The following is a 20,296-nucleotide window of genomic DNA, read 5'->3' on the forward strand; positions in this document are numbered from 1 at the left end:
AATCTCCGGCTGAGTTCGCACGATGCAGCAGTTGTGCAGTCCGGCCTCACCCGGTTCGGCAGCTTGTGCCAATCCTCGGGTTGCACATAGTCCGCACCGTAGGACAATGGTCGCTCAAGAGCAGGAGCCCGCCCGGCCATCTCGAAAGAGGTGGTGATGGTGTTCGACGCCGCTCGTGATCGCCCTGACGGCTGTGACCCCGGCCAGCCGGACAACCCGCCTGCCAACCATGTCGTGCGAGCGAGGTGACCGGACACATGGCCGACCTGCCTGCGAACCCGATGTCGATCGAATTGAGTGTCACCCACCGGATGCTGTGGTGGCAGACGGTCGATGAGGACGACCTTCCCGAGCACTGGCACGTCTCCGCCGACGTGTGGAACCTCGACGTGTGCCGCCCCGAACACCGTCACGTCGGCGACTTCTCCCTCGCCGTCGCCGACCTCAACAGCGACCGCAACCTGCTCGACAGCATCGAGCTGGGGGAGTGGGCCCTGGAGTTCATCGCCGAGACCGTCATCGACCTCGCCGAGGGCACCCTCGTCCCCGAGCTGGACGAGCAGATCAGCGAGGGCCTGCCGCGCATGGTGATCCTGCGCCGGTTCGAGCTGGCCGCGGCATGGCGGGGGTACGGCCTGGCCGCCCCGCTGACGGCGGCGGCGCTGGGCCGGTTCTCCACCACGGCCCGGCTCGCGGTGTGCCGGCTCTCGCCCGCCGACTTCCTCGACGGCTGCGCTGACCGGGTGTCCGCGGAGCTCACCTGCCTGCGGCTGGGTGCCCTGCTGGAACGCATCGGCTTCTACCTGTGGCGCGGGGTGTACGTGGTCGACCTGCGCGATCCCGCGCTCACCGACGCCAGCTTCGAGCCACTCGAGCGCTGGGGTCCCTACAACGACCCGGGCCAGTGAGGACGGGTCCACGATCGTGCTGAGCGCCCCGCCGGCCAACCCGATGTCCGTCGAGCTGACCGTGCAGCACCGCCGCGCGTGGTGGCAGGCCGACGACGAACTGCAGCCCGAGGCGTGGGAGGTCACCGCCGACGTCTCCGAGCTGGACGTCTGCCCGCCCAGCCTCCGCCACGTCGCCGAGCTGTCCGTCACCGTCGCCGACCTGCGCCGTGGTCGGGTTCCCCTGGACGCCGTCGTGCTGGGCGAGTGGGCGCCTGGCTTCCTCGCCGCGGCGGCCGGCGAGGGCGGTGCGCTCCAGCCCGGCTTGGAGGAGCTGGTGAGCGACGGCCCGCCGCGGGTGGTCGTCGTGCGCCGGTACGAGCTGATGCCCGAGTGGCGCGGCCACGGGCTCGGCCCGGTGCTGCTGGCCGGTGCGCTTGCGGCGTTCCTGCCGCTGGCCCGGCTCGCCGCGTTCAGGGTGACGGCGCCGCCGGCCGCCGTTCCCGGCCCGCCTGGCGTCACCGGTCTCGGCCGCGCCGCCCGCGAGCGGGTGGCCGAGCGGTTGCAGGCCCGGCGGACCGCTGTGCTGGAGCGGCTCGGGTTCCGGCTCTGGGACGGCGTGCACGTCGCCGACCTGCGCGGGGTCGAGCTCGCAGACGCCCGGCACGGCCCGCTCGATCGCTGGCGGCGGCTGGACTGGCGCTGACGCGTCAGGCGGGCTTGGTCCGGGTTGACGGCGTAGTCCCCGACGCCGGCCCGTCGCGCGTCACGTCATCCGCGAGCAGGTCGCGCGGGTCGGTCTCCAGGGCCGCCGCCAGCAGGTAGAGGTTGTCCAGTGTGAGGTTGCGGGTGCCGCGCTCGACGCCGCCGGAGAACTTGCCGCGGTAACCCATGCGGGCGTCCAGCTGCCGCTGGGTCAGTCCGAGCTCGCCGCGGCGGGCGCGCGCCGTCTCGCCGAAGGCCATGAGGAAGTCGGCCTTCCGGGTCTTGACGTCGTCGTGTGCGGGCATCCAATCACCGTCGGGGCATGATGATCGTTTCGTCGACAGACTATGGAGAGCACCCTCGCGTCAGAGCAGATCGCGGGCGGTGACGCCCAGTGCCCGGGCGAGGCGATGGATGTTGAGCAGGGCCACGTTGCGCTCGCCGCGCTCGATCGAGCCGACGTAGGTGCGGTGGAGGTTGGCGCGATCGGCGAGGTCTTCCTGGCTGAGGCCCAGCTCACGACGGAGCTCCCGGACGCGGGTGCCGAACGCGCTGAGGGCGCGGCGCTCGTCGTCGGGAGGCTGGGGCACCCGTCTACGCTGCGGGTCGCCCCGTTCAAGATCTACAGACTATGAGTAGCATGCCCGGGTTCGGCCACCCCGGGCGAGGGCACTATTCGGGTACAGCGGGCAGAACGGGTAGTGGGTGATCGGGCAGTAGATCGCTGGCCGGGCGGCCCAACGCGGCTGCCAGCAGATGCACGACGAAGATCGACGGGGTGCGCTCGGCCCGCTCGAGCATCCCGACGTACGAGCGATCCAGCCCGGCGGCGATGGCCAGCGCCTCCTGGCTCAGCTCCGGCTCGGCGGCGTCGCGCAGCTCCTGCAGCCGGGCGGCGAACGCCTCGCGCAGGCCGCGGGCGTACTCCTCGGTCGTGGACACTCGTCCACGGTCCGGGCCTGGGCACTATGGGTCGACAGACTATGGATGGCATTCTTGTTATTCGAGCGCTGACCGCGAGGTCCCAGGCAGCGGCGAGCCCCACGAGGGACAAGGGACGAATGTCGGTGGTCGGTGGCAGGGTTGACTCGTGATCACGCGCGCGCAGGTGCTCGCCTACCGGGCCGCGGTCAGTGGGCTGTCCGGGCCGGGCGCGGTGCTGCTCACAGGCGTCCAGGACCATCCGGCGGGCATGACGGCGCGGCTCGCCGTGGCGCTCCGCGGGGGTGGGGACGGTGACGACGACGGCGTGCTGGTGCACTCGATGCGAGCCGCGATGCACCTGCACCGGTCGTCCGATCTCGGGCTGCTGGCCGCGGCGCTGCGCGTCGACGATGGCGCCGAGCTGGCCAAGCCGTCGATCGGCCCGTTCGGCACCGAGATCGGCGCCGGCTTCGGCGCGGGCATCGACCAGGTGGCGGCCGTCATGCGCGACGTCATGGCCGATGGGATGGCGCGCACCAAGGGCGAGCTGTCCGGCGCCGTCTCGCCCCGGATCGACCGCTGGCTGGCGCCGTGGTGCGAAGGCTGCGGCGTCCACCACGTGCAGGACGCGCTGTTCCGGTTCGCCACGCTGCAGGCGCGGCTCGTCATCGACGTCGAGTCGCCGTCGGTGTTCCGGTTCCGCACTGCGTCGCTCGATGGCGGTCCTGCGGCCGGTGCCGCCGGTGAGGCTGCGGAGGCCCGGGTCTCCGCGGCGCGGGCCGAGCTCGTCCGCCGGTTCGTCCACGCCGCCGGGCCGGCGCGGCCGGCGCATCTGGCCGCCTGGCTCTCGCTCTCGCCGGCCGCGGCGAAGCGCTGGTGGTCGCTGGCCGAGGCCGACCTCACCGACGTCGAGGTCGACGGTCGGCGCGGCTCGATCCTCGCGGCCGACGCGCCGTTGTTCGAGGCGGTGCCTGAGCCGGGCGAGCTGCGGGTGCTCGGTCCGTACGATCCGCTCACCGAACTGGCCGACCGCGAGTTCCTGGTGCCCGACGCCGCCGCGCGGCGACAGGTCTGGGCCGCCGCGGCGAACCCCGGCATCGTTCTGCGGGACGGCGAGATCGCCGGCACCTGGCGGCGCCGGACCGACCGGCGCCGGCTCACCCTGACGGCGACCGCGTTCGGCGCGCTGCCGCCCGGCTGGACCGACCACGAGTCCGTCCGCGCCGACGCCGACGTCATCGGGCGGTTCGTCGACGCCAAGGAGGTGAGGATCGAGACGGCAGGCTGAGTCGGCCGGCCGGCTGCGCCGGGACACGCCGGAGCGATCTGCCACCGGGAACGTGGCGGCCGGGTGCATCGTCGTGCACAATGGAGCCGTCGCAGGTTCACCTGGACGGAACGAGGTCGCAGGGGAAGGCGTCCCTCGAACCGCAGGAGGATCCGGTGACGACTCGTGGCGTTCTGTACGTCCACGCCGCTACGTCGGCCTTGTGCCCACACATCGAGTGGGCAGTGGCCGGCGCTCTTGGTGTGCGCGTGAAGCTGGAGTGGAGCGCGCAGCCGGCCGCACCAGGGATGTACCGTGCCGAGCTGTCGTGGCAGGGTGCCGCCGGCACCGGGGCCAAGATCGCGTCGGCGCTGCGCGGCTGGATGCACCTGCGCTTCGAGGTGACCGAGGAGCCCAGTCCCGGCTGCGAGGGCGCGCGCTACTCCTACACTCCGGAGCTCGGCGTCTTCCACGCGGTGACGGGCGTCCACGGCGACATCATGATCCCCGAGGACCGCATCAAGGCCGCCGTCGTGAAGGCGGCGATGGGCGAGGTCGACCTCGAGGAAGAGCTGCGTCGGCTGCTCGGCGCGCCGTGGGACGAGGAGCTCGAACCGTTCCGCTACGCGGGCGACGGCGCCCCGGTCCGGTGGCTCCACCAGGTCGTCTGAACGGTTGAGTGGCGGGTCGGAAATTCATCCGCGACAGGGCCTTCACAAGACGCCAAGTCCTCGGTATGGTCACGGACAGGTAACACACCTCAAGACGTGGCCGCTCCGGCATCGGTGGTTGTCCCCGGCCCGGTGACCGGGAAATACAGCGGCCTCACCACGTAGCAGCGCCCCGGACCAACGGTCCGGGGCGCTCCGTTTTGTCGGAGCGCACAGCGAGCTCCCGCCCCAGCCAGATGGCCCTGGCGAGGCGGGAGCTCGGGTCTGGTGGGACGGCCGGCCCTACAGCGGGATGTTGCCGTGCGAGCCGCGCCGGTCGGGAGCCTCGGCGATCGCGCGGGCCAGCGCCGAGCGGGTCTGCTCGGGGGTGACGACCTCGTCGACGACGCCGATCTCCATGGCGCGGTCGAGGCCGCCGGCGATGCGGGCGTGCTCCTCGGCCAGCTCGGCCTCGACCTGCGGGCGGAGCTCGGGGGCCACCTCGGCCAGCTTGCGGCGGTGCAGGACGCGGACGGCGGCGACGGCACCCATGACGGCGACCTCAGCGGTCGGCCAGGCAAGAACGCGAGTCGCGCCCAGGGCCCGCGAGTTCATCGCGATGTATGCGCCGCCGTAGACCTTGCGGGTCACCAGCGTCACCCGCGGCACGGTCGCCTCGGCGAACGCGTGCAGCAGCTTCGCGCCACGCCGGACGACGCCGTCCCACTCCTGGCCGACGCCGGGGAGGTAGCCGGGGACGTCGACGACGACCAGCAGCGGGACGCCGAACGCGTCGCACATGCGGACGAACCGGGCTGCCTTCTCGGCCGAGATCGAGTCGAGGCAGCCGCCGAGGCGCAGCGGGTTGTTCGCGATGATCCCGACGGTGCGGCCGCCGAACCGGCCCAGCGTGGTGGTGATGTTCGGCGCCCATCGCGGGTGCAGCTCGACTCCGGTGCCTTCGTCGAGGAGGTCCTCGACGATCGGGTGGACGTCGTAGGCGCGCTTCGCCGACTCCGGGAAGTGCACGCCGAGGTCACGGTCCTCGACCGAAGCAACGTCCAGCAACCCCTGCGAGCCGAGCAGCGCACCGAGCGCCCGCGCCCGGTCCAGCGCCTCCCGCTCCGTGCTCGCGACGACGTGGACGACGCCGGAGCGGCGGCCGTGCGGCTCCGGGCCGCCCAGCCGCAGCATGTCGACGTCCTCGCCGGTGACCGAGCGGACCACCTCGGGGCCGGTCACGAAGACCCGGCCCTCGGGGCCCATGATCACGATGTCGGTGAGCGCCGGGCCGTACGCGCCGCCGCCGGCGGCCGGGCCGAGCACGACCGACAGCTGCGGGATCCTGCCCGACGCGCGGGTCATGGCCGCGAAGATCTGGCCGACGGCGTGCAACGACAGCACGCCCTCGGGCAGCCGGGCACCGCCGGAGTGCCACAGGCCGATGATCGGGACGCCGTCGGCCAGCGCCCGCTCGTACGCCTCGACGACCACCTGGCAGCCGTCCGCACCCATCGCGCCACCCATGACGGTGGCGTCGGAGCAGAACGCGACGACCGGCGTCCCGTGCACCGTGCCGACGGCGGCGAGCATGCCGCTGAGGTCGTCGGCGCTGATCAGCTCGAGCGAGCCCTCGTCGAACAGGGCGGCGAGCCGGCGCTTGGGATGGCGCGGGTCCTCGTCCCGCGGCGGCCTGGAAGACGCAGTCGGCTCTCTCGATGTTTGCGATGCCGGACGATCTGCCAGAGCGGTCATCAGGCCCTCCTGAAGGCGAGGACGACGTTGTGCCCGCCGAACCCGAACGAGTCGTTCAGGGCTGCCAGCGGACCGTCGTCGAGTTTCCGCGGGGTGGTGCGGACGATGTCGAGGTTGATGTCGTCGTCGACGTCATCGACGTTCGCCGTGGGTGGAACCAGGCCGTGGTGCAGGGTGAGCACCGTGGCCAGCGACTCGACGGCTCCGGCGCCACCGAGCAGGTGCCCGATCATGGACTTCGGCGCGGTGACCGGGATGGACGGCGTCCGGTCGCCGAACACCGCGTTCAGGGCCACCGACTCGGCGACGTCGCCGGCCGGGGTGGACGTGGCGTGGCAGTTGACGTGACCGATGTCCTCAGGGGACAGGCCGGCGTCGGCGAGCGCCTTGCGGATGGCGGTGATGACGCCGCGGCCGGTGGGCTCGGGCTGCGCGATGTGGTGGGCGTCGGCGCTCATGCCGGCACCGGCGACCTCGGCGTAGACCCTTGCGCCGCGAGCCTCGGCGTGCTCGGCCGACTCCAGCACCATGAGCGCGCCGCCTTCGCCGAGCACGAACCCGTCGCGGTTCTTGTCGAACGGGCGGCTGACGACCGTCGGGTCGTCGCTGCGCTTGGACAGCGCCATCATGTTGGCGAACGCGGCGATCGGCAGCGGCGAGATGACCGCCTCGGTGCCGCCGGCCACGACGACGTCGGCCCGACCCAGCCGGATCATGTCGACGGCGAGTGCGATCGCCTCGGCACTCGACGAGCAGGCGCTCACCGGGGTGTGCGCGCCGGCCTGCGCCTGCAGGTCGATGCTCACGTTGGCGGACGGGCTGTTCGGCATCAGCATGGGGATCGCCAGCGGCGACACCCGGCGCGGGCCGGAGTCGCGGAGCTGGTCGTAGTTGGACAGCAGCGTCGTGAGCCCGCCGATGCCGGAGGCGCACACGACCCCGACGCGGTCGGGGTCCAGCCCGGCCTCGCTCGCCTTGCCGGAGAATCCGGCGTCGGCCCACGCCTCCCGGGCGCAGATGATCGCGAATTGGGCCGAGCGGTCCAGGCGCCGGGCCTCGACGCGGGGGAGGACCTCGGAGGGGTCGACGGCGGCCGGTGCACCGATCTGCACCGGCAGGTCGGCGACCCACTCCTGGGTCAGCTTGCGCACGCCGGAACGCCCGGCGAGCAGGGACTCCCAGGTCGACGCTACGTCGCCCCCGACGGGCGTGGTGGCGCCGAGCCCGGTGACGACGACTCGTGCCTGGGAACGTGCCATGAGGTCAGGACCCTGCCTTCTCGATAAACGTGACGGCGTCGCCGACGGTGGCCAGGTTCTTGACCTCCTCGTCGGGGATCTTCACGCCGAACTTCTCCTCAGCGGCCACGACCACCTCGACCATCGACAGCGAGTCGATGTCGAGGTCGTCGGTGAAGGACTTGTCGAGCTGCACGTCCTCGGCGGGAACGCCGGTGATCTCGTTGACGATCTCGGCAAGACCCTCGCGGATCTCCTCGGTGCTGGCCATGTCTGTCGTTCTCCTCGTTGGGTTGGGTGATGCTCGTGACCGACCGTGGTCGGTGACGATCGTAGGTGTCCGCACGTCGTCGGGCGGGCACGGTGGCGCAACGTCAGGGGATCCGGATCACCTGGCCGGCGTAGACCAGCCCGGCGCCGAATCCGATGATCAGAGCGAGGTCGCCGCTCTGGGCCTCGCCCGTTTCGAGCATCCGCTCGATGGCCAGCGGGATCGATGCGGCCGACGTGTTGCCCTGGGTGGAGATGTCGCGGGCGATGGCGACCCGCTCCGGCAGTTTCAGCGTGCGGGCCATCGCATCGGTGATGCGCATGTTGGCCTGGTGCGGCACGAAGACGTCGAGGTCGTCGACGGTGACGCCGGCGGCGTCGAGCGCCTCCTGAGCCACCTTCGCCATCTCGTACGACGCCCACCGGAAGACCGGGTTGCCCTGCATGACCAGGTGCGGCATGTCCGGGCCGTTCTCGTTGAACAGGGCGTCGCGCCAGTCCTCGCGCTGCTTGATGAGGTCCAGATGCTGCCCGTCGGAGCCCCACACGACCGGGCCGATGCCCGCCTCGGCGGGGCCGGCGGCCGGGCCCACGACGGCCGCGCCGGCGCCGTCGGCGAACAGGAACGCCGTCGACCGGTCGGTCTTGTCGGTGAGGTCGGACAGCCGCTCGACGCCGATGACGACGACGTGGCCGGCGGTGCCGGCGCGCACCATGTCCGAGGCCAGCGACAGGCCGTAGCAGAACCCGGCGCACGCGGCGGAGATGTCGAACGCGGCGGCCTTGTTGGTGCCCAGCTTGTGCGCGATCTCGGCCGCCGCGGACGGCGTCTGGTACAGGTGCGTGACGGTCGAGACGATGACGCAGTCGACCTGCTCGGGCTGGATGCCGGCGTCGGCCAGCGACTTCTGGGCCGCGGCGAGGCTCATCGAGACGACGGTCTCGTCGTCGGTGGCCCAGCGGCGGCTCTCGATGCCGGAGCGGGTGCGGATCCACTCGTCAGAGGAGTCGATGTTCTCGATGATCTCGGCGTTGGTGATCACCCGGCTGGGCCGGTAGCCGCCGATGCCGAGGATCCGCGACGCCCGCGGCTGACGCTCGGCCTGGATCGTGACACCGCTCATGCTCACGCCACCGCCTCGGGGTGCAGCCGGACCAGCGGCTGGCCCGGGGCGACGGGGTCGCCGTCCTCGACCAGCCACTCGATGATGGTGCCGCCGTGCCCCGCGGTGACCTGGACGGTGTCGCGCAGCGAGCTGACCGTCCCGACGGTGTCGCCGGCTGCCAGCCGGTCGCCGGACTTGGCGCCGCTGGACGCGAACGTGCCCTTGAGCGGTGCGACGAGCAGGCGCCACGTCGGGTTGGTGATGAGCTGGCTGGGCTGGCCGTGCTTCTCGACGAAAGCGCGGGCGTCGTCGAGTTGGTCCGGCGTCTTCAGCGCGAACGTCTCCACTCCGGGCAGCGCCCGCTTGGCCAGGCCGGTCAGCGTGCCGGCAGGCGGCACCTCCAGCAGGCCGGTGACGCCGAGGTCGGCCATCGTCTGCATGCACAGGTCCCAGCGGACCGGGTTGGACACCTGGGCGACCAGCCGGTCCAGCACCTGGCGGCCGTCGTGCACGATCTGGCCGTCGCGGTTGGACAGCAGCAGCGTGCGCGGGTCGTGCGTGCTGATCGACTGCGCGTAATGCCGCAGCCGCTTGACCGCCGTCGCCATGTGCGTCGTGTGGAACGCCCCGGCGACGGACAGCGGGCGCAGCCGAGCGCCCTGTGGCGGGTCGCCGGCCAGCGCCTCGAGTTGGGCGACGGTGCCGGCGGCGACCACCTGGCCGGCGCCGTTGACGTTGGCGGGGGTGAGGCCGTGCCGCTCCAGCGTCGCGAGAACATCGTCCGGGTCGCCGCCGAGAACGGCGGTCATGCCGGTGGACTCCTTCGCGGCGGCCTCGGCCATGCCGTTGCCGCGCTCGCGGACGAACACCATGGCCTGCTCGGCGGTGATGACGCGGGCGCCGGCCGCGGCGGTGATCTCACCGACGCTGTGCCCGGCCACCGCGCCCACCGTCGTGAACGCGTCGGCGGGGTGCGGGAACAGCGAGAGCGCGGCGACCAGGCCCGACGCCACCAGCAGCGGCTGGGCGATCGCGGTGTCGCGGATGGTGTCGGCGTCGGCCTCGGTGCCGTAGTGGGCGAGATCGAGCCCGGCGACGGCGGAGAGCCAGTCGATACGGGCGGCGAACGAGGGCTCCTCCAGCCACGGCGCGAGGAAGCCGGGCGTCTGGGATCCCTGACCGGGAGCGACGATCACAAGCACCCTTCAAGCCTCGCGGCTACCGGGCCGTAGAAGGGGTCGGCCGCAGTCACAAGGTCGTCCCACTAACTTTGGGGGTTTCCCACAATGTCCTTGGAGACTGGCGTCAGACCTCGCCGCCGGCCACAGGAAACCATCACTCGATGACCGGCGGGTTCATCCGTCCCAGTGACAACGCGAGCCGCAGCGTGTACGAGTCTCGAGGGTCGGTCGGCGTCAGCCCGACCACGTCGGACACCCGGCGCAGCCGGTAGCGGACGGTGTTCGGGTGAACGAACAACAGCCGGGCCGCCGCCTCGACGGACGCGCCGGTCTCGAGGTAGGCGGCCAGCGTCTCGAGGATGACCGGACCGGCCTCGGCGATCGGCACGTAGAGCTCTGTGACCAGGTCGTTCAGCGCGTCCTGGTCGCCGGCGAGCGCCCGCTCGGGCAGCAGCGAGCCGGCCGCGACGGGACGGGGCGCGTCGGGCCAGCCGGCCGCCGCCAGCAGCCCGGTGACCGCGGGCCGGGCCGACGTCGCCGCCGACACCAGGTCCGGGACCAGCGGGCCGACGACCACTGGGCCGGGGCCGAAGTGGGTGACGATCGCCGTCGCCGCCTGCAGCGGGTCCTCGACCCGGCCGAGCACCGCGACCAGCCGGTCGCCCTGCCCGCCGGTGAGCACGTCGTACCCGGCGTGCCGGGCCGAGCGCCGGATCTCGTCGGCCGAGGTGCCGTCGTCGGGCCGCGGCCGGCCGATGATGACGGCGACGCCGCTGGCCGCGGTCCAGCCCAGCGCGGACGCCCGCGACCGGACGTCCTCGTCGACCTCGCCGCGCAGCAGCGAGTCGACGACGGTCGCCTCCAGCCGGGCGTCCCACGAGCCGCGCGCCTCGGCGTAGCGGGCGTAGACGTGCGCGGCGGAGAACGCGACCTCGCGGGAGTAGCGCAGCACACCCTCGCGGACGTTGCGGGCGTCGTCCGGCCCGACGACGTCCTCGACGCTGTCCTCCACCACCTCGATCGCGACCCGGACGACCTCGACCGTCTGCTGCAGGCTGATCGAGCGGATGAGGTCGCGCGGCGCGGTGCCGAACACGTCGGCCGTCGGGGTGGGCCGGGATTCGTCGGCGTTGCGGTACCAGTCGACGAACGCCGCGATGCCGGCCTGGATCACCAGACCGACCCACGACCGCTGCTCGGCGGGCATCGCGCGGTACCAGCTGAGCGTCTCCTCCATGCGGGCGATCGCGGCAGTCGCGAGCCGTCCGGTCGCGCGCTCCAGGAGATGCACGGTGCGCTCGTGCCGGCTGGTGCCGTGGGCGCCGGGCAGCTCGGCGTCGGGGGTTGGCCGCATGCTCGGCAGCGTACGCGGCCGGGCCCCCGCCGCGGTGGACCAGGGCCGTGGTCGTTGTGGTGACTGGACAATCCAGGCCGCCGCCGGGCGGTCCTGCGTCGTGGGCCGATCGGCCTGGCGTTAGGCTCCGGGCCATGTCGACACCCACATCGCCCGGTGAGGGCGCTCCTACCGACGCTCTGGGCCGCGCGCTGCGGTTGGTGAGTTTCGCCATGCTCGGCGGTGTCGTGGCCATCGCGGCGGTGGCGGTGTTCACCGTCGGCGACGAGGCCGGATCGGGCGTCGACGCGTTCGGCGCGATCCTGGTGAGCGTGGTCTTCGTGGCCGCCGCGCTGTTCGTCCCGCGCCGCCTCGTCCGGCCCTGGCCGGCCACGGCCGCTCCTAACGAGGTCAAGGCGGCCGGCCAGTTGCGCAGTGCGGCGTTCCTCAGCCTGGTGTTCGCCGAGCTGCCGACACTGATCGGGCTGGTCAACTCGTTCGCCCGCGGGGTGTGGCTGCCGGTGGCGATCGGCGCGCTGTTCAGCGTCGCCGGGCTGCTGCTGACGGCGCCGACGGCGGACCGGCTGCGCGAGTGGCTGGCCCGGATGGAGTCGGCGGGCGCCCGCACCGGGCTCTGAGCCGGGTCTCCCGATGGGTCCGGCGGTGGACGTGCGGCGGGCGGGCGACCGGTCCGCCACGCCCGGCGACGGCGTGGTGTCGCGGCACTCGTTCTCGTTCGGGCCGCATTACGACCCGGGCAACGTGGGCTTCGGGCTGCTGGTCGTGGCCAACGACGACGTCGCCGCGCCGGGTGGTGGGTACCCGGTGCACCCGCACCGCGACGTCGAGATCGTGACGTGGGTGCTCTCCGGTGCGCTGGTGCACGAGGACACCACGGGACACGGCGGCGAGCTGGTGCCGGGGGTCGTGCAGCGGATGAGTGCCGGTCGCGGCGTCCGTCACTCCGAGCTGGCGGCCGGCGCAGGGGCGCGGTTCGTGCAGATGTGGGTGCCGCCGGGCGTGCCCGGGGCGGATCCGTCGTACGGCCAGGCCGACGTGACCGCCGACCTCGCCGGCGGCGGGCTGGTGCCGATGGTCAGCGGGCTGCGGCGGCACGCCGGCGACGTCGCGGTCGGGCTCGGGCAGCCGGCCGCCGCCCTGCACGTCGCCCGGCTGCGCGCCGGCGACAGGGTGACGTTGCCGTCGGCGCCGTTCGTGCACGTCTACGTCGCGCGCGGGACGGCCGACGTCGAGACCGCCGGCCGCCTGGACGAGGGCGACGCCGTCCGGTTCACCGACGAGGGCGGCCGGACGGTGACCGCCCACGCCGCCGCCGAGCTGCTCGTGTGGGAGATGCACGCCGCCGGCTGACGTCCCGCGCCGGGCGGTCCCGCGCCGCCGCCGGTCAGGACTCGCCGCCGGCCTCCTCGGCGGTCGTGGCCTTGACGTCGTCGAGCTTGTAACGCTCGTGGGCCTGCTTGACGGTCTCCCACGGGATCTCGCCGCGCCGGGCCAGCAGCGTCAGCACGCTGATGACGATCGACTGGGCGTCGACCTTGAAGTGCCGCCGCAGCGCCGCCCGGGTATCGGACAGGCCGAAGCCGTCGGTGCCCAGCGAGGAGTAGTCGGTGGGCACGTACGGCGCGATCTGGTCCTGCACCGCGCGCAGGTAGTCGCTGACGCCGACGACCGGGCCACGGGCCTCGCGCAGCCGCGCGGTGACGTGCGGGACGCGGGCCTCCTCGCCGGGGTGCATGAGGTTCCACTCGTCGGCGGCGAGGGCCTCGCGGCGCAGCTCGTTCCACGACGTGACCGACCAGACGTCGGCCGCGACCTCCCACTCGTCGGCCAGCCGCTGCTGGGCCTCGAGCGCCCAGTTCATGCCGACGCCGGAGGCGAGGATCTGCGCGTGCGGGACGTTGTCGCCGGGCGCGGTCTGCATGGGCTGGTAGAGGTACATGCCCTTGAGCAGGCCCTCGACGTCGAGGTCGTCGGGCTCCGCGGGCTGCACGTACGGCTCGTTGTAGATGGTGAGGTAGTAGAAGACGTTCTTGGAGTCCTCGCCGTACATGCGGCGCAGGCCGTCCTTGACGATGTGCCCGATCTCGAACGCGAACGCGGGGTCGTAGTGCACGACCGCCGGATTGGTCGACGCGAGCAGCACGGAGTGGCCGTCCTCGTGCTGCAGGCCCTCGCCGTTCAGCGTGGTGCGCCCGGCGGTGGCGCCGAGGACGAAGCCGCGGGCCAGCTGGTCGGCCGCGGCCCAGAAGCCGTCGCCGGTGCGCTGGAACCCGAACATCGAGTAGAAGATGTACAGCGGGATCATCGGCTCGCCGTGGGTGGCGTACGACGTGGCCGCCGCCGTCCACGAGGCCACCGAGCCGGCCTCGTTGATGCCCTCGTGCAGGATCTGCCCGTCCTTGGCCTCCTTGTAGGACAGGAACAGCTCACGGTCGACGGGCGTGTAGTTCTGCCCGTGCGGCGAGTAGATCTTCAGCGTCGGGAACAGGGAGTCCATGCCGAACGTGCGGGCTTCGTCGGGGATGACGGGGACCAGCCGCTTGCCGATCTCGGGGTCCTTGAGCAGGTCCTTCACCAGCCGGACCAGCGCCATCGTCGTGGCCACCGGCTGCTTGCCGGAGCCCCGCTTGGCTACCTCGTAGGCCTTGTCGCCGGGCAGCGCCAGCGGATTGGCCGGCGTGCGGCGGTCGGGCAGGAAGCCGCCGAGCTTCTGCCGCCGCTCCATCATGTAGGCGTACTCGTCGGAGTCCTTGCCCGGGTGGAAGTACGGCGGGTCGTAGACGTCCTCGAGCGCGGAGTCGGGGATCTCCATGAACAGGCGGTCGCGGAAGAGCTTGAGGTCGTCGCCGGTCAGCTTCTTCATCTGGTGGGTGGCGTTGCGGGCCTCGAAGTGCGAGCCCAGCGTCCAGCCCTTGATCGTCTTGGCGAGGATGACGGTGGGCTGGCCGGTGTGCTCGGTGGCCGCCTTGTACGCCGCGTACAGCTTGCGGTAGTCGTGCCCGCCGCGCTTGAGCCCCCAGATCTCGTCGTCGGACATGTCCTCGACCATCTTGCGGGTGCGCGGGTCGCGGCCGAAGAAGTGCTCGCGGACGTACGCGCCGGACTCGGCCTTGTACGTCTGGTAGTCGCCGTCGGGTGTGACGTTCATGAGGTTGACCAGCGCGCCGTCGGTATCGGCGGCCAGCAGCGGGTCCCACTCGCGGCCCCAGATGACCTTGATGACGTTCCAGCCGGCGCCGCGGAACAGCGCCTCCATCTCCTGGATGATCTTGCCGTTGCCGCGCACCGGGCCGTCGAGGCGCTGCAAGTTGCAGTTGACGACGAAGGTGAGGTTGTCGAGCTCCTCGCGGGCGGCCACGCCGATGGCGCCGATGGTCTCGGGCTCGTCCATCTCGCCGTCGCCGAGGAACGCCCACACGTGCTGCTGGCTGGTGTCCTTGATGCCGCGGTGGTGCAGGTAGCGGTTGAACCGGGCCTGGTAGATGGCGTTCAGCGGGCCCAGGCCCATGGACACCGTCGGGAACTCCCAGAAGTCGGGCATCAGCCGCGGGTGCGGGTACGACGGCAGCCCGCCGCCCAGGCCCGCGTGCGAGAGCTCCTGCCGGAACCCGTCGAGCTGGCTCTCCGTCAGCCGGCCCTCGAGGTAGGCCCGGGCGTACATGCCGGGCGAGGCGTGTCCCTGGAAGTAGATCTGGTCGCCGCCACCGGCGTGGTCCTTGCCGCGGAAGAAGTGGTTGAACCCGACCTCGTAGAGCGCCGCTGACGAGGCGTACGTGGAGATGTGCCCGCCGACGCCGACCCCCGGCCGCTGGGCGCGCTGCACCATCATCGCCGCGTTCCACCGGATGTACGCCCGGATGCGCCGTTCGACGTACTCGTCGCCCGGGAACCACGGCTCGGCCTCCGGCGGGATGGTGTTGATGTAGTCGGTGTTGCGCAGGCTGGGGACGCCCACCTGCCGCTCCTGGGCGCGCTGCAGCAGCGCCAGCATGAGATAGCGCGCGCGATGGCGTCCGCGCTGGTCGATGGCGGCATCGAACGACTCGAGCCACTCCCTGGTCTCGTCGGCGTCGATGTCGGGGAGCTGGCTCGGAAGGCCGTTGATGATGATCGGCGAGCGGTCGGCAGCCACGACTGTCCCTTCGTGGTCTTCTAGGACGCCGATGTGAGCGTCGCGATGAGTTCGGGTTGTGTCTTCCTATCCTGCTCGCTCGGCGGCCGTACGTCACATTCGGGCCCGCGGACGTCTTTCCAAGCGCGCTGAGCAGGGGCACCATAGGCGCGTTCGAGTGAGCGTGTCAGGCTTGGTCTGGCGGGTTCACTTGCGCAAGGGCGCGTCCTTGGGTGGACTACAGCAAACGCGGTACGCAGGGGGCGTGCCGCGACGACTGCGAGGAGGACGATCGGTGGGCCAGATCGCGGGCCACTCGGACCAGCACGACGGACCGGCCGCCAAGCTCGGCTTCCGTCCGAACCAGGTGGTCTTGGAGCTCGGCTGGGACGAGGACTGCGATGACGATCTGCGTATCGACATCGAGGAAGTCACCGGCACCGAGCTGCTCGACGGCGAGTCCGGCGAGGTCGCCGACGTGATACTGCAGTGGTGGCGCGAGGACGACGGCGACCTCGCCGACGCCCTGGTCGACGCGACCACCGATCTCGCTCCCGGCGGCGTGGTGTGGCTGCTGACGCCGAAGGTGGGCCGCGACGGCGCCGTCGAGGCCAGCGACATCGCCGACGCCGCACTGACCGCCGGCCTGTCCACCACGTCCACCGTGTCGGCGGCCGAGGACTGGTCCGGCACCAAGCTGGTCGCCCCCAAGGGGTCGGCTCGCAAGTGAGCCTGGTCGGTGCGCCGGCACCGGACTTCGAACTGCCGGACCAGCACGGTTCGGCAGTCCGGCTCTCCTCGTTGCGCGGCCGGCCCGTCGTACTGGCGTTCTTCCCGTTCGCGTTCACGGGTGTGTGCACCGGCGAACTGACCGCGATCCGCGACTCCCTGATCCCCGCCGTCGGCGACGCCGCGCACGTCCTGGCCGTCTCGTGCGACTCGATGTTCGCGCTGCGGGTGTTCGCCGACACCGCCGGCCTGGATTTCCCGCTGTTGTCCGACTTCTGGCCACATGGGGCGGTTGCGACGGCGTACGGTGTCTTCGATCACGACCGCGGCTGCGCCGTTCGGGGTACCTTCGTAGTGGACGCAGGGGGGATCGTCCGCTGGGACGTCGTCAACGCACTTCCCGATGCCAGGGACGTCGACGACTACCGGCGCGTGCTGAGCTCGCTCGGCGCGGCCTGACGGTCCGGGCACCTTCGGCGTTCGCCGGTCCAGAACGACGACAGCAGGAAGGGAGCTCGCCCGTGCCGTGCTACCGCTGTGGCGCCCGCCAGTCCGACCCTGCCCGGGGGACGAACCTGTGGGTGCGCGGGGTCCGGGCCGATGAGCAGGTGCTGATCTGCCCCGACTGCCAGCAGACGAAGGGCTGGTCCGCCGACCTCGATCACTGCTCGGTCTGCGGCGCCACCACGCTTGTACGCCGGCTCGGCCACACCGTGTGCCGCTCCTGCGAGGCGTCGGCCACGGCCGAGTTCCTCGCCGTCGAGACGACGATGGACCGCGGGTTCGCCATCCGGATGCCCGGCCCCGGCCGGCACCGCCGCACCGACAGCCGCGACCTCTCCGCCGACGTCGCCAGCGCCATCGACCGCGTCCTTGGTCGCGCGCCGGCCCGGCCCACCCAGTCGGCCATCGCCGACGCCCTCGCCGCCACGGGTCCGACGACCCAGGAACAGGAGAAGGTCCCGCCCGAAGGCGCCGCCTGACGTCAGGGGCCGGACCAGCCGGCGCCCGCCCGCGGAAACCGCTGGCTCGGCATCCGCCTCGCCGGCCGCGCCTGACGCGGGGGCGTCGCGGCGCGCCGGACGTCCTGGGCGGCGGCGCACAGCGGCCCGATCAGCCCGGCCGACAGCTCCTCCACCCAGAGCAGCACGTCGATGTCGGCCGGCCGGCCGCGATCGTCGAGGTCGAGCGACTGCTGGTACCAGCGCACCACCGACGGCATGAGCGCCCGCAGCGCCGCACGCCGATCGGCCGCCGGTAAACCACCGAGTGCTTGATCGAGCTCGGCGACGAGATCCCTCATGTCGTGCCCCCTTGTGCGGCGCCGGCACCGGCGCACCGTTGCGCCGGGCCGTCGCCTCACCGCTTGGATACCCCACGACGGCGGCCGCCGTCGCTCCGGACCGGACCAGTCCGGAGGCGCGGACGGCTGGCGCACCTGCTTCGATGGGGGCATGGCCGTGCCGATCGCCGACTTCCTCGCCATCATCGACCGGCTGCCCGGGGCCACCGGGACCGACTCCGACCGGTGGACGACGTTCCGGGTGCACGGCCGGACGTTCGGGTACCTGTGGCCGGCCACGTCGACCGTCGGGCTGAAGCAGACCATCGCCGAGCAGCTCGCCCTGGTGGCCGAGCGGCCGCACGTGTTCGAGATCCAGTTCACCGCGGGCGCCTTCGGCTGGGTGGTCGTCCACCTCGACGGCATCGAACGGGACGAGCTGGTGGAGCTGACGTTCGAGGCCTGGCGGCTGACCGCGCCCGAGGTCCTCGTCGAGCAGCAGGGCGACCGCCTGCCGCTTCAGGGGTTGTCACGGATCGGCGAGCCGTCCGGTCGTCCTGGTGTAGGGCGGTCACCCCGGCCGCCACAGACCCTCCGGAAAGGCAGCACCATGAAGATCGTCGTCATCGGCGGCACCGGGCTGATCGGCTCGAAGGTGGTCGCGTTCCTCGGCGACCACGGTCACGAGGCCGTGGCAGCCGCTCCCAACACCGGCGTCAACACGATCACCGGCGAGGGGTTGGCCGAGGCGCTCGACGGTGCCGACGTCGTCGTCGACGTGTCGAACTCGCCGTCGTTCGAGGCCGCGCCCGCGATGGAGTTCTTCCAGACGTCCACCGGCAACCTCCTCGCCGCGGAGGAGAAGGCCGGCGTCGGCCACCACGTCGCGCTGTCCGTCGTCGGCACCGACCGGCTGGCCGAGAACGGCTACTTCCGCGCGAAGCTCACCCAGGAGAAGCTCATCGCCGATTCCTCCGTGCCCTACTCGATCGTCCACGCGACGCAGTTCTTCGAGTTCCTCAAGGGCATCACCGACGATGCCACCCACGACGGCGTCGTCAGCCTCGCGCCGGTGTACATCCAGCCCATCGCCGCGCAGGACGTCGCCGCAACCGTCGCCGAGGTCGCGGCCGGCAGCCCGCTGAACGCGATCGTCGAGGTCGGCGGCCCGGAGCGGTTCCGGCTCGACGAGCTCGTTCGCACCACCCTCGCCGCCCGCCAGGACCCGCGGGAGGTCCGCACCGACCCGGCGGCGCGCTACTTCGGCGGCGTCCTCGAGGAGTACACGCTCGTCCCCGCCGACGACGCCCGCCGCGGCGCCACCCGGCTGGAGGACTGGCGCGCGGCCCAGGCCCAGGCCGTGAAGTAGGGCCCGGCCGTCGGCGACGGGGTCTGCCGCGGGCCGCCCGTGGCGGACCCCTCGCCGTATAGGTTTGGTCCCGTGACGACGGACGGGCTCGCGGAACGGGACGGCCACCTGCGCGAGGACGGCGTCGCCGCGTTCCTCGACGTACGCCCGCAGCTGTTCGGCATCGCCTATCGCATGCTGGGCAGTGTCGCCGAGGCCGAGGACATCGTCCAGGACGCCTGGATCCGCTGGCAGCGCACCGACCGCAGCGAGGTCGAGAACCCGGCCGCCTTCCTCACCACCACGGCGACCCGGCTGGCCCTGACGGCGGCGACGTCGGCCCGCGCCCGCCGCGAGACCTACCCCGGCCCGTGGCTGCCCGAACCGGTCGACACCAGCGACGACCCCGCGCTGGGCGCGGAGCGCGCCGAGGCGCTCGACCTCGCCGTCCTGCTGCTGCTCGAGAAGCTCAATCCGGCCGAGCGGGCGGTGTACGTCCTGCACGAGGCGTTCGACTACCCCTACCGGCGCATCGGCGAAATCCTCGAGATCTCCGAGGCGAACGCCCGGCAGCTGGCCCGTCGCGCCCGCCTGGCCCTGGAGTCAGACCGGTCCGCGCCGGCCCCGCCCCCGGTCCGCCGCCGGCTCCTCGAGACGTTCGTCGCCGCGGCCCGCGACGGCGACCTCGAGGCGCTCGAGCGGCTGTTCACCCAGGACGTCGTCGCGCGGGCGGACGGCGGCGGCAAGGTGCACGCGTCGCGGGTCGAGCTGCGCGGCGTCGCGCGGGTGGTGCTGTTCATCGACAACATCCTGCGCAAGTACTGGCACGAGGCCACGTTCACCGTCGTCGACGTCAACGGCGGGGCCGGCGTTCTGGTGGCCGACGACGCCGGCATGCCGCTGGCGATCCTCGCCCTCGACGCCACCGAACGCGGCGTCGAGCGGGTCTTCTTCGTCGTCAACCCGGACAAGATGCGGCAGTTCGAGCCGGCGCCCGAGGCCGGCACCGACGCGGAGTGGGCGCATTAGGGTTCGAACCGCCGGGACCGGGCTGCGGACCGCAAGACATCGCCGATGTGGTGGGTGCAGCCATCGCTCGGTTGACAAGGATCGAGGAGACATCATGAACACGATCGTGACCGACGAGCAGATTCGGGATCTGGCGGAAAGGGCGAAGCCTTACAGCCTGGCGGTCCTTCGGTGGGGTCCGGAGAGGAACATGGACGGTGCTGAAGCAACGGAACTGGAGCACCAACGACGAATGGTGTCGCTGCGCGCTGACGGCGTGATTGCGATCCTGTGTCCGATCGCCTCCGACGCACTGGCCGGCGTGGCCATCATGAACGTGCCGACCGAGGAAGCCGAGGAGATCATGGACGCGGACCCCTGCGTCCGGGCCAGGATGATCCTCTGCGAGGTCTACTCGTGCCATGGCTTTCCAGGAGACGCTCTGCCCGCGTGAACGAGCCCGCCGACGCGATCCTTGATC

At 72.0% G+C, this 20,296-nt stretch carries 23 protein-coding genes and 1 pseudogene; 13 read left to right on the plus strand and 11 right to left on the minus strand.

Annotated features, from left to right (window positions below; genetic code table 11):
* Window positions 1–257 precede the first annotated feature (257 nt).
* Window positions 258–908 carry a hypothetical protein gene (locus tag E1262_RS08890; protein WP_132102769.1) on the plus strand — a complete coding sequence of 217 codons (651 nt, stop codon included), beginning with the start codon at window positions 258–260 and terminating at the stop codon, window positions 906–908.
* Window positions 909–924: 16 nt separating this feature from the next.
* Window positions 925–1,593, plus strand: coding sequence for a hypothetical protein (locus tag E1262_RS08895; RefSeq protein WP_132102770.1), 669 nt, complete (start codon window positions 925–927; stop codon window positions 1,591–1,593).
* A 4-nt stretch (window positions 1,594–1,597) separates the two neighbouring features.
* On the opposite strand, the gene E1262_RS08900 is transcribed toward E1262_RS08895, so the two are convergent.
* From E1262_RS08900 to E1262_RS08910, 3 genes are all read right to left on the minus strand, one after another.
* Complete coding sequence (locus tag E1262_RS08900) at window positions 1,598–1,897, minus strand: helix-turn-helix domain-containing protein (RefSeq protein WP_203453697.1); 300 nt, start codon at window positions 1,895–1,897, stop codon at window positions 1,598–1,600.
* 60 nt (window positions 1,898–1,957) lie between these two features.
* Entirely contained in the window at window positions 1,958–2,182 is a 225-nt protein-coding gene (locus tag E1262_RS08905) for a helix-turn-helix transcriptional regulator (RefSeq protein ID WP_069110879.1), read from the minus strand.
* An 82-nt stretch (window positions 2,183–2,264) separates the two neighbouring features.
* Window positions 2,265–2,534, minus strand: coding sequence for a helix-turn-helix domain-containing protein (locus E1262_RS08910; RefSeq protein ID WP_203453698.1), 270 nt, complete (start codon window positions 2,532–2,534; stop codon window positions 2,265–2,267).
* A gap of 148 nt (window positions 2,535–2,682) precedes the next feature.
* Between E1262_RS08910 and E1262_RS08915 the strand changes: the two genes are divergently transcribed.
* Window positions 2,683–3,804, plus strand: coding sequence for a DNA glycosylase AlkZ-like family protein (locus E1262_RS08915; protein ID WP_132102771.1), 1,122 nt, complete (start codon window positions 2,683–2,685; stop codon window positions 3,802–3,804).
* Window positions 3,805–3,959: 155 nt separating this feature from the next.
* Window positions 3,960–4,454: a DUF3145 domain-containing protein gene (locus tag E1262_RS08920; RefSeq protein ID WP_162605828.1), complete on the plus strand. Its 495-nt coding sequence runs from the start codon at window positions 3,960–3,962 to the stop codon at window positions 4,452–4,454.
* A gap of 282 nt (window positions 4,455–4,736) precedes the next feature.
* Here E1262_RS08920 and E1262_RS08925 read toward each other — a convergent pair whose 3' ends face one another.
* From E1262_RS08925 to E1262_RS08950, 6 genes are all read right to left on the minus strand, one after another.
* A complete protein-coding gene (locus tag E1262_RS08925) occupies window positions 4,737–6,188 on the minus strand; it encodes an acyl-CoA carboxylase subunit beta (protein ID WP_132102773.1) in 1,452 nt (483 codons plus the stop codon).
* Entirely contained in the window at window positions 6,188–7,447 is a 1,260-nt protein-coding gene (gene fabF / locus E1262_RS08930; RefSeq protein ID WP_132102774.1) for a beta-ketoacyl-ACP synthase II, read from the minus strand. The genes E1262_RS08925 and fabF overlap by 1 nt, the downstream gene beginning before the upstream one ends.
* A gap of 4 nt (window positions 7,448–7,451) precedes the next feature.
* On the minus strand, window positions 7,452–7,697 hold the full coding sequence (locus tag E1262_RS08935) for an acyl carrier protein (protein ID WP_111255345.1): 246 nt from the start codon (window positions 7,695–7,697) through the stop codon (window positions 7,452–7,454).
* Window positions 7,698–7,800: 103 nt separating this feature from the next.
* The gene (locus tag E1262_RS08940) at window positions 7,801–8,820 is read right to left on the minus strand and encodes a beta-ketoacyl-ACP synthase III (protein WP_132102775.1); all 1,020 of its coding nucleotides are present in this window, start codon (window positions 8,818–8,820) and stop codon (window positions 7,801–7,803) included.
* Window positions 8,821–8,822: 2 nt separating this feature from the next.
* Window positions 8,823–10,004 (minus strand): acyltransferase domain-containing protein, encoded by a 1,182-nt coding sequence (locus tag E1262_RS08945; RefSeq protein ID WP_132102776.1) that lies wholly within the window; start codon window positions 10,002–10,004, stop codon window positions 8,823–8,825.
* 133 nt (window positions 10,005–10,137) lie between these two features.
* Window positions 10,138–11,337, minus strand: coding sequence for a PucR family transcriptional regulator (locus E1262_RS08950; protein ID WP_132102777.1), 1,200 nt, complete (start codon window positions 11,335–11,337; stop codon window positions 10,138–10,140).
* A gap of 134 nt (window positions 11,338–11,471) precedes the next feature.
* Here E1262_RS08950 and E1262_RS08955 point away from each other — a divergent pair, with 134 nt between their 5' ends.
* Both E1262_RS08955 and E1262_RS08960 read left to right on the plus strand, forming a co-directional pair.
* Window positions 11,472–11,954 (plus strand): hypothetical protein, encoded by a 483-nt coding sequence (locus E1262_RS08955; protein WP_132102778.1) that lies wholly within the window; start codon window positions 11,472–11,474, stop codon window positions 11,952–11,954.
* 13 nt (window positions 11,955–11,967) lie between these two features.
* A complete protein-coding gene (locus tag E1262_RS08960; protein ID WP_132102779.1) occupies window positions 11,968–12,687 on the plus strand; it encodes a pirin family protein in 720 nt (239 codons plus the stop codon).
* 34 nt (window positions 12,688–12,721) lie between these two features.
* On the opposite strand, the gene aceE is transcribed toward E1262_RS08960, so the two are convergent.
* A complete protein-coding gene (aceE, locus tag E1262_RS08965; RefSeq protein WP_132102780.1) occupies window positions 12,722–15,469 on the minus strand; it encodes a pyruvate dehydrogenase (acetyl-transferring), homodimeric type in 2,748 nt (915 codons plus the stop codon).
* Window positions 15,470–15,743: 274 nt separating this feature from the next.
* On the opposite strand from aceE, the gene E1262_RS08970 reads away from it, so the two are divergent.
* The 3 genes from E1262_RS08970 (at window position 15,744) to E1262_RS08980 (ending at window position 17,160) form a co-directional block, all read left to right on the plus strand.
* Entirely contained in the window at window positions 15,744–16,178 is a 435-nt protein-coding gene (locus tag E1262_RS08970; protein WP_132102781.1) for a DUF3052 domain-containing protein, read from the plus strand.
* Window positions 16,175–16,636, plus strand: a complete 462-nt coding sequence (locus tag E1262_RS08975; protein ID WP_132102782.1) for a peroxiredoxin — start codon at window positions 16,175–16,177, stop codon at window positions 16,634–16,636. The genes E1262_RS08970 and E1262_RS08975 overlap by 4 nt, the downstream gene beginning before the upstream one ends.
* Window positions 16,637–16,698: 62 nt before the next feature.
* Window positions 16,699–17,160: a hypothetical protein gene (locus tag E1262_RS08980; protein ID WP_203453699.1), complete on the plus strand. Its 462-nt coding sequence runs from the start codon at window positions 16,699–16,701 to the stop codon at window positions 17,158–17,160.
* Between the two features lie 2 nt (window positions 17,161–17,162).
* Here the strand turns inward: E1262_RS08980 and E1262_RS08985 are convergent, their stop codons facing one another.
* Window positions 17,163–17,480 carry a hypothetical protein gene (locus E1262_RS08985; protein WP_132102783.1) on the minus strand — a complete coding sequence of 106 codons (318 nt, stop codon included), beginning with the start codon at window positions 17,478–17,480 and terminating at the stop codon, window positions 17,163–17,165.
* A gap of 151 nt (window positions 17,481–17,631) precedes the next feature.
* Between E1262_RS08985 and E1262_RS32025 the strand changes: the two are divergent.
* The 4 genes and pseudogenes from E1262_RS32025 to E1262_RS09000 all read left to right on the plus strand — a co-directional run.
* Window positions 17,632–17,919, plus strand: a pseudogene (locus E1262_RS32025) (MmcQ/YjbR family DNA-binding protein); the annotation flags it as partial.
* Window positions 17,920–18,069: 150 nt separating this feature from the next.
* Complete coding sequence (locus E1262_RS32030; protein WP_203453703.1) at window positions 18,070–18,828, plus strand: SDR family oxidoreductase; 759 nt, start codon at window positions 18,070–18,072, stop codon at window positions 18,826–18,828.
* A 72-nt stretch (window positions 18,829–18,900) separates the two neighbouring features.
* Window positions 18,901–19,836 carry an RNA polymerase sigma factor SigJ gene (sigJ, locus tag E1262_RS08995; RefSeq protein ID WP_238992876.1) on the plus strand — a complete coding sequence of 312 codons (936 nt, stop codon included), beginning with the start codon at window positions 18,901–18,903 and terminating at the stop codon, window positions 19,834–19,836.
* A gap of 94 nt (window positions 19,837–19,930) precedes the next feature.
* Entirely contained in the window at window positions 19,931–20,269 is a 339-nt protein-coding gene (locus E1262_RS09000) for a YciI family protein (RefSeq protein WP_132102785.1), read from the plus strand.
* The last annotated feature ends 27 nt before the right edge of the window (window positions 20,270–20,296 follow it).

Origin of the sequence: Jiangella aurantiaca (assembly GCF_004349105.1) — a bacterium.
Taxonomy (GTDB): Bacteria; Actinomycetota; Actinomycetes; order Jiangellales; family Jiangellaceae; genus Jiangella; species Jiangella aurantiaca.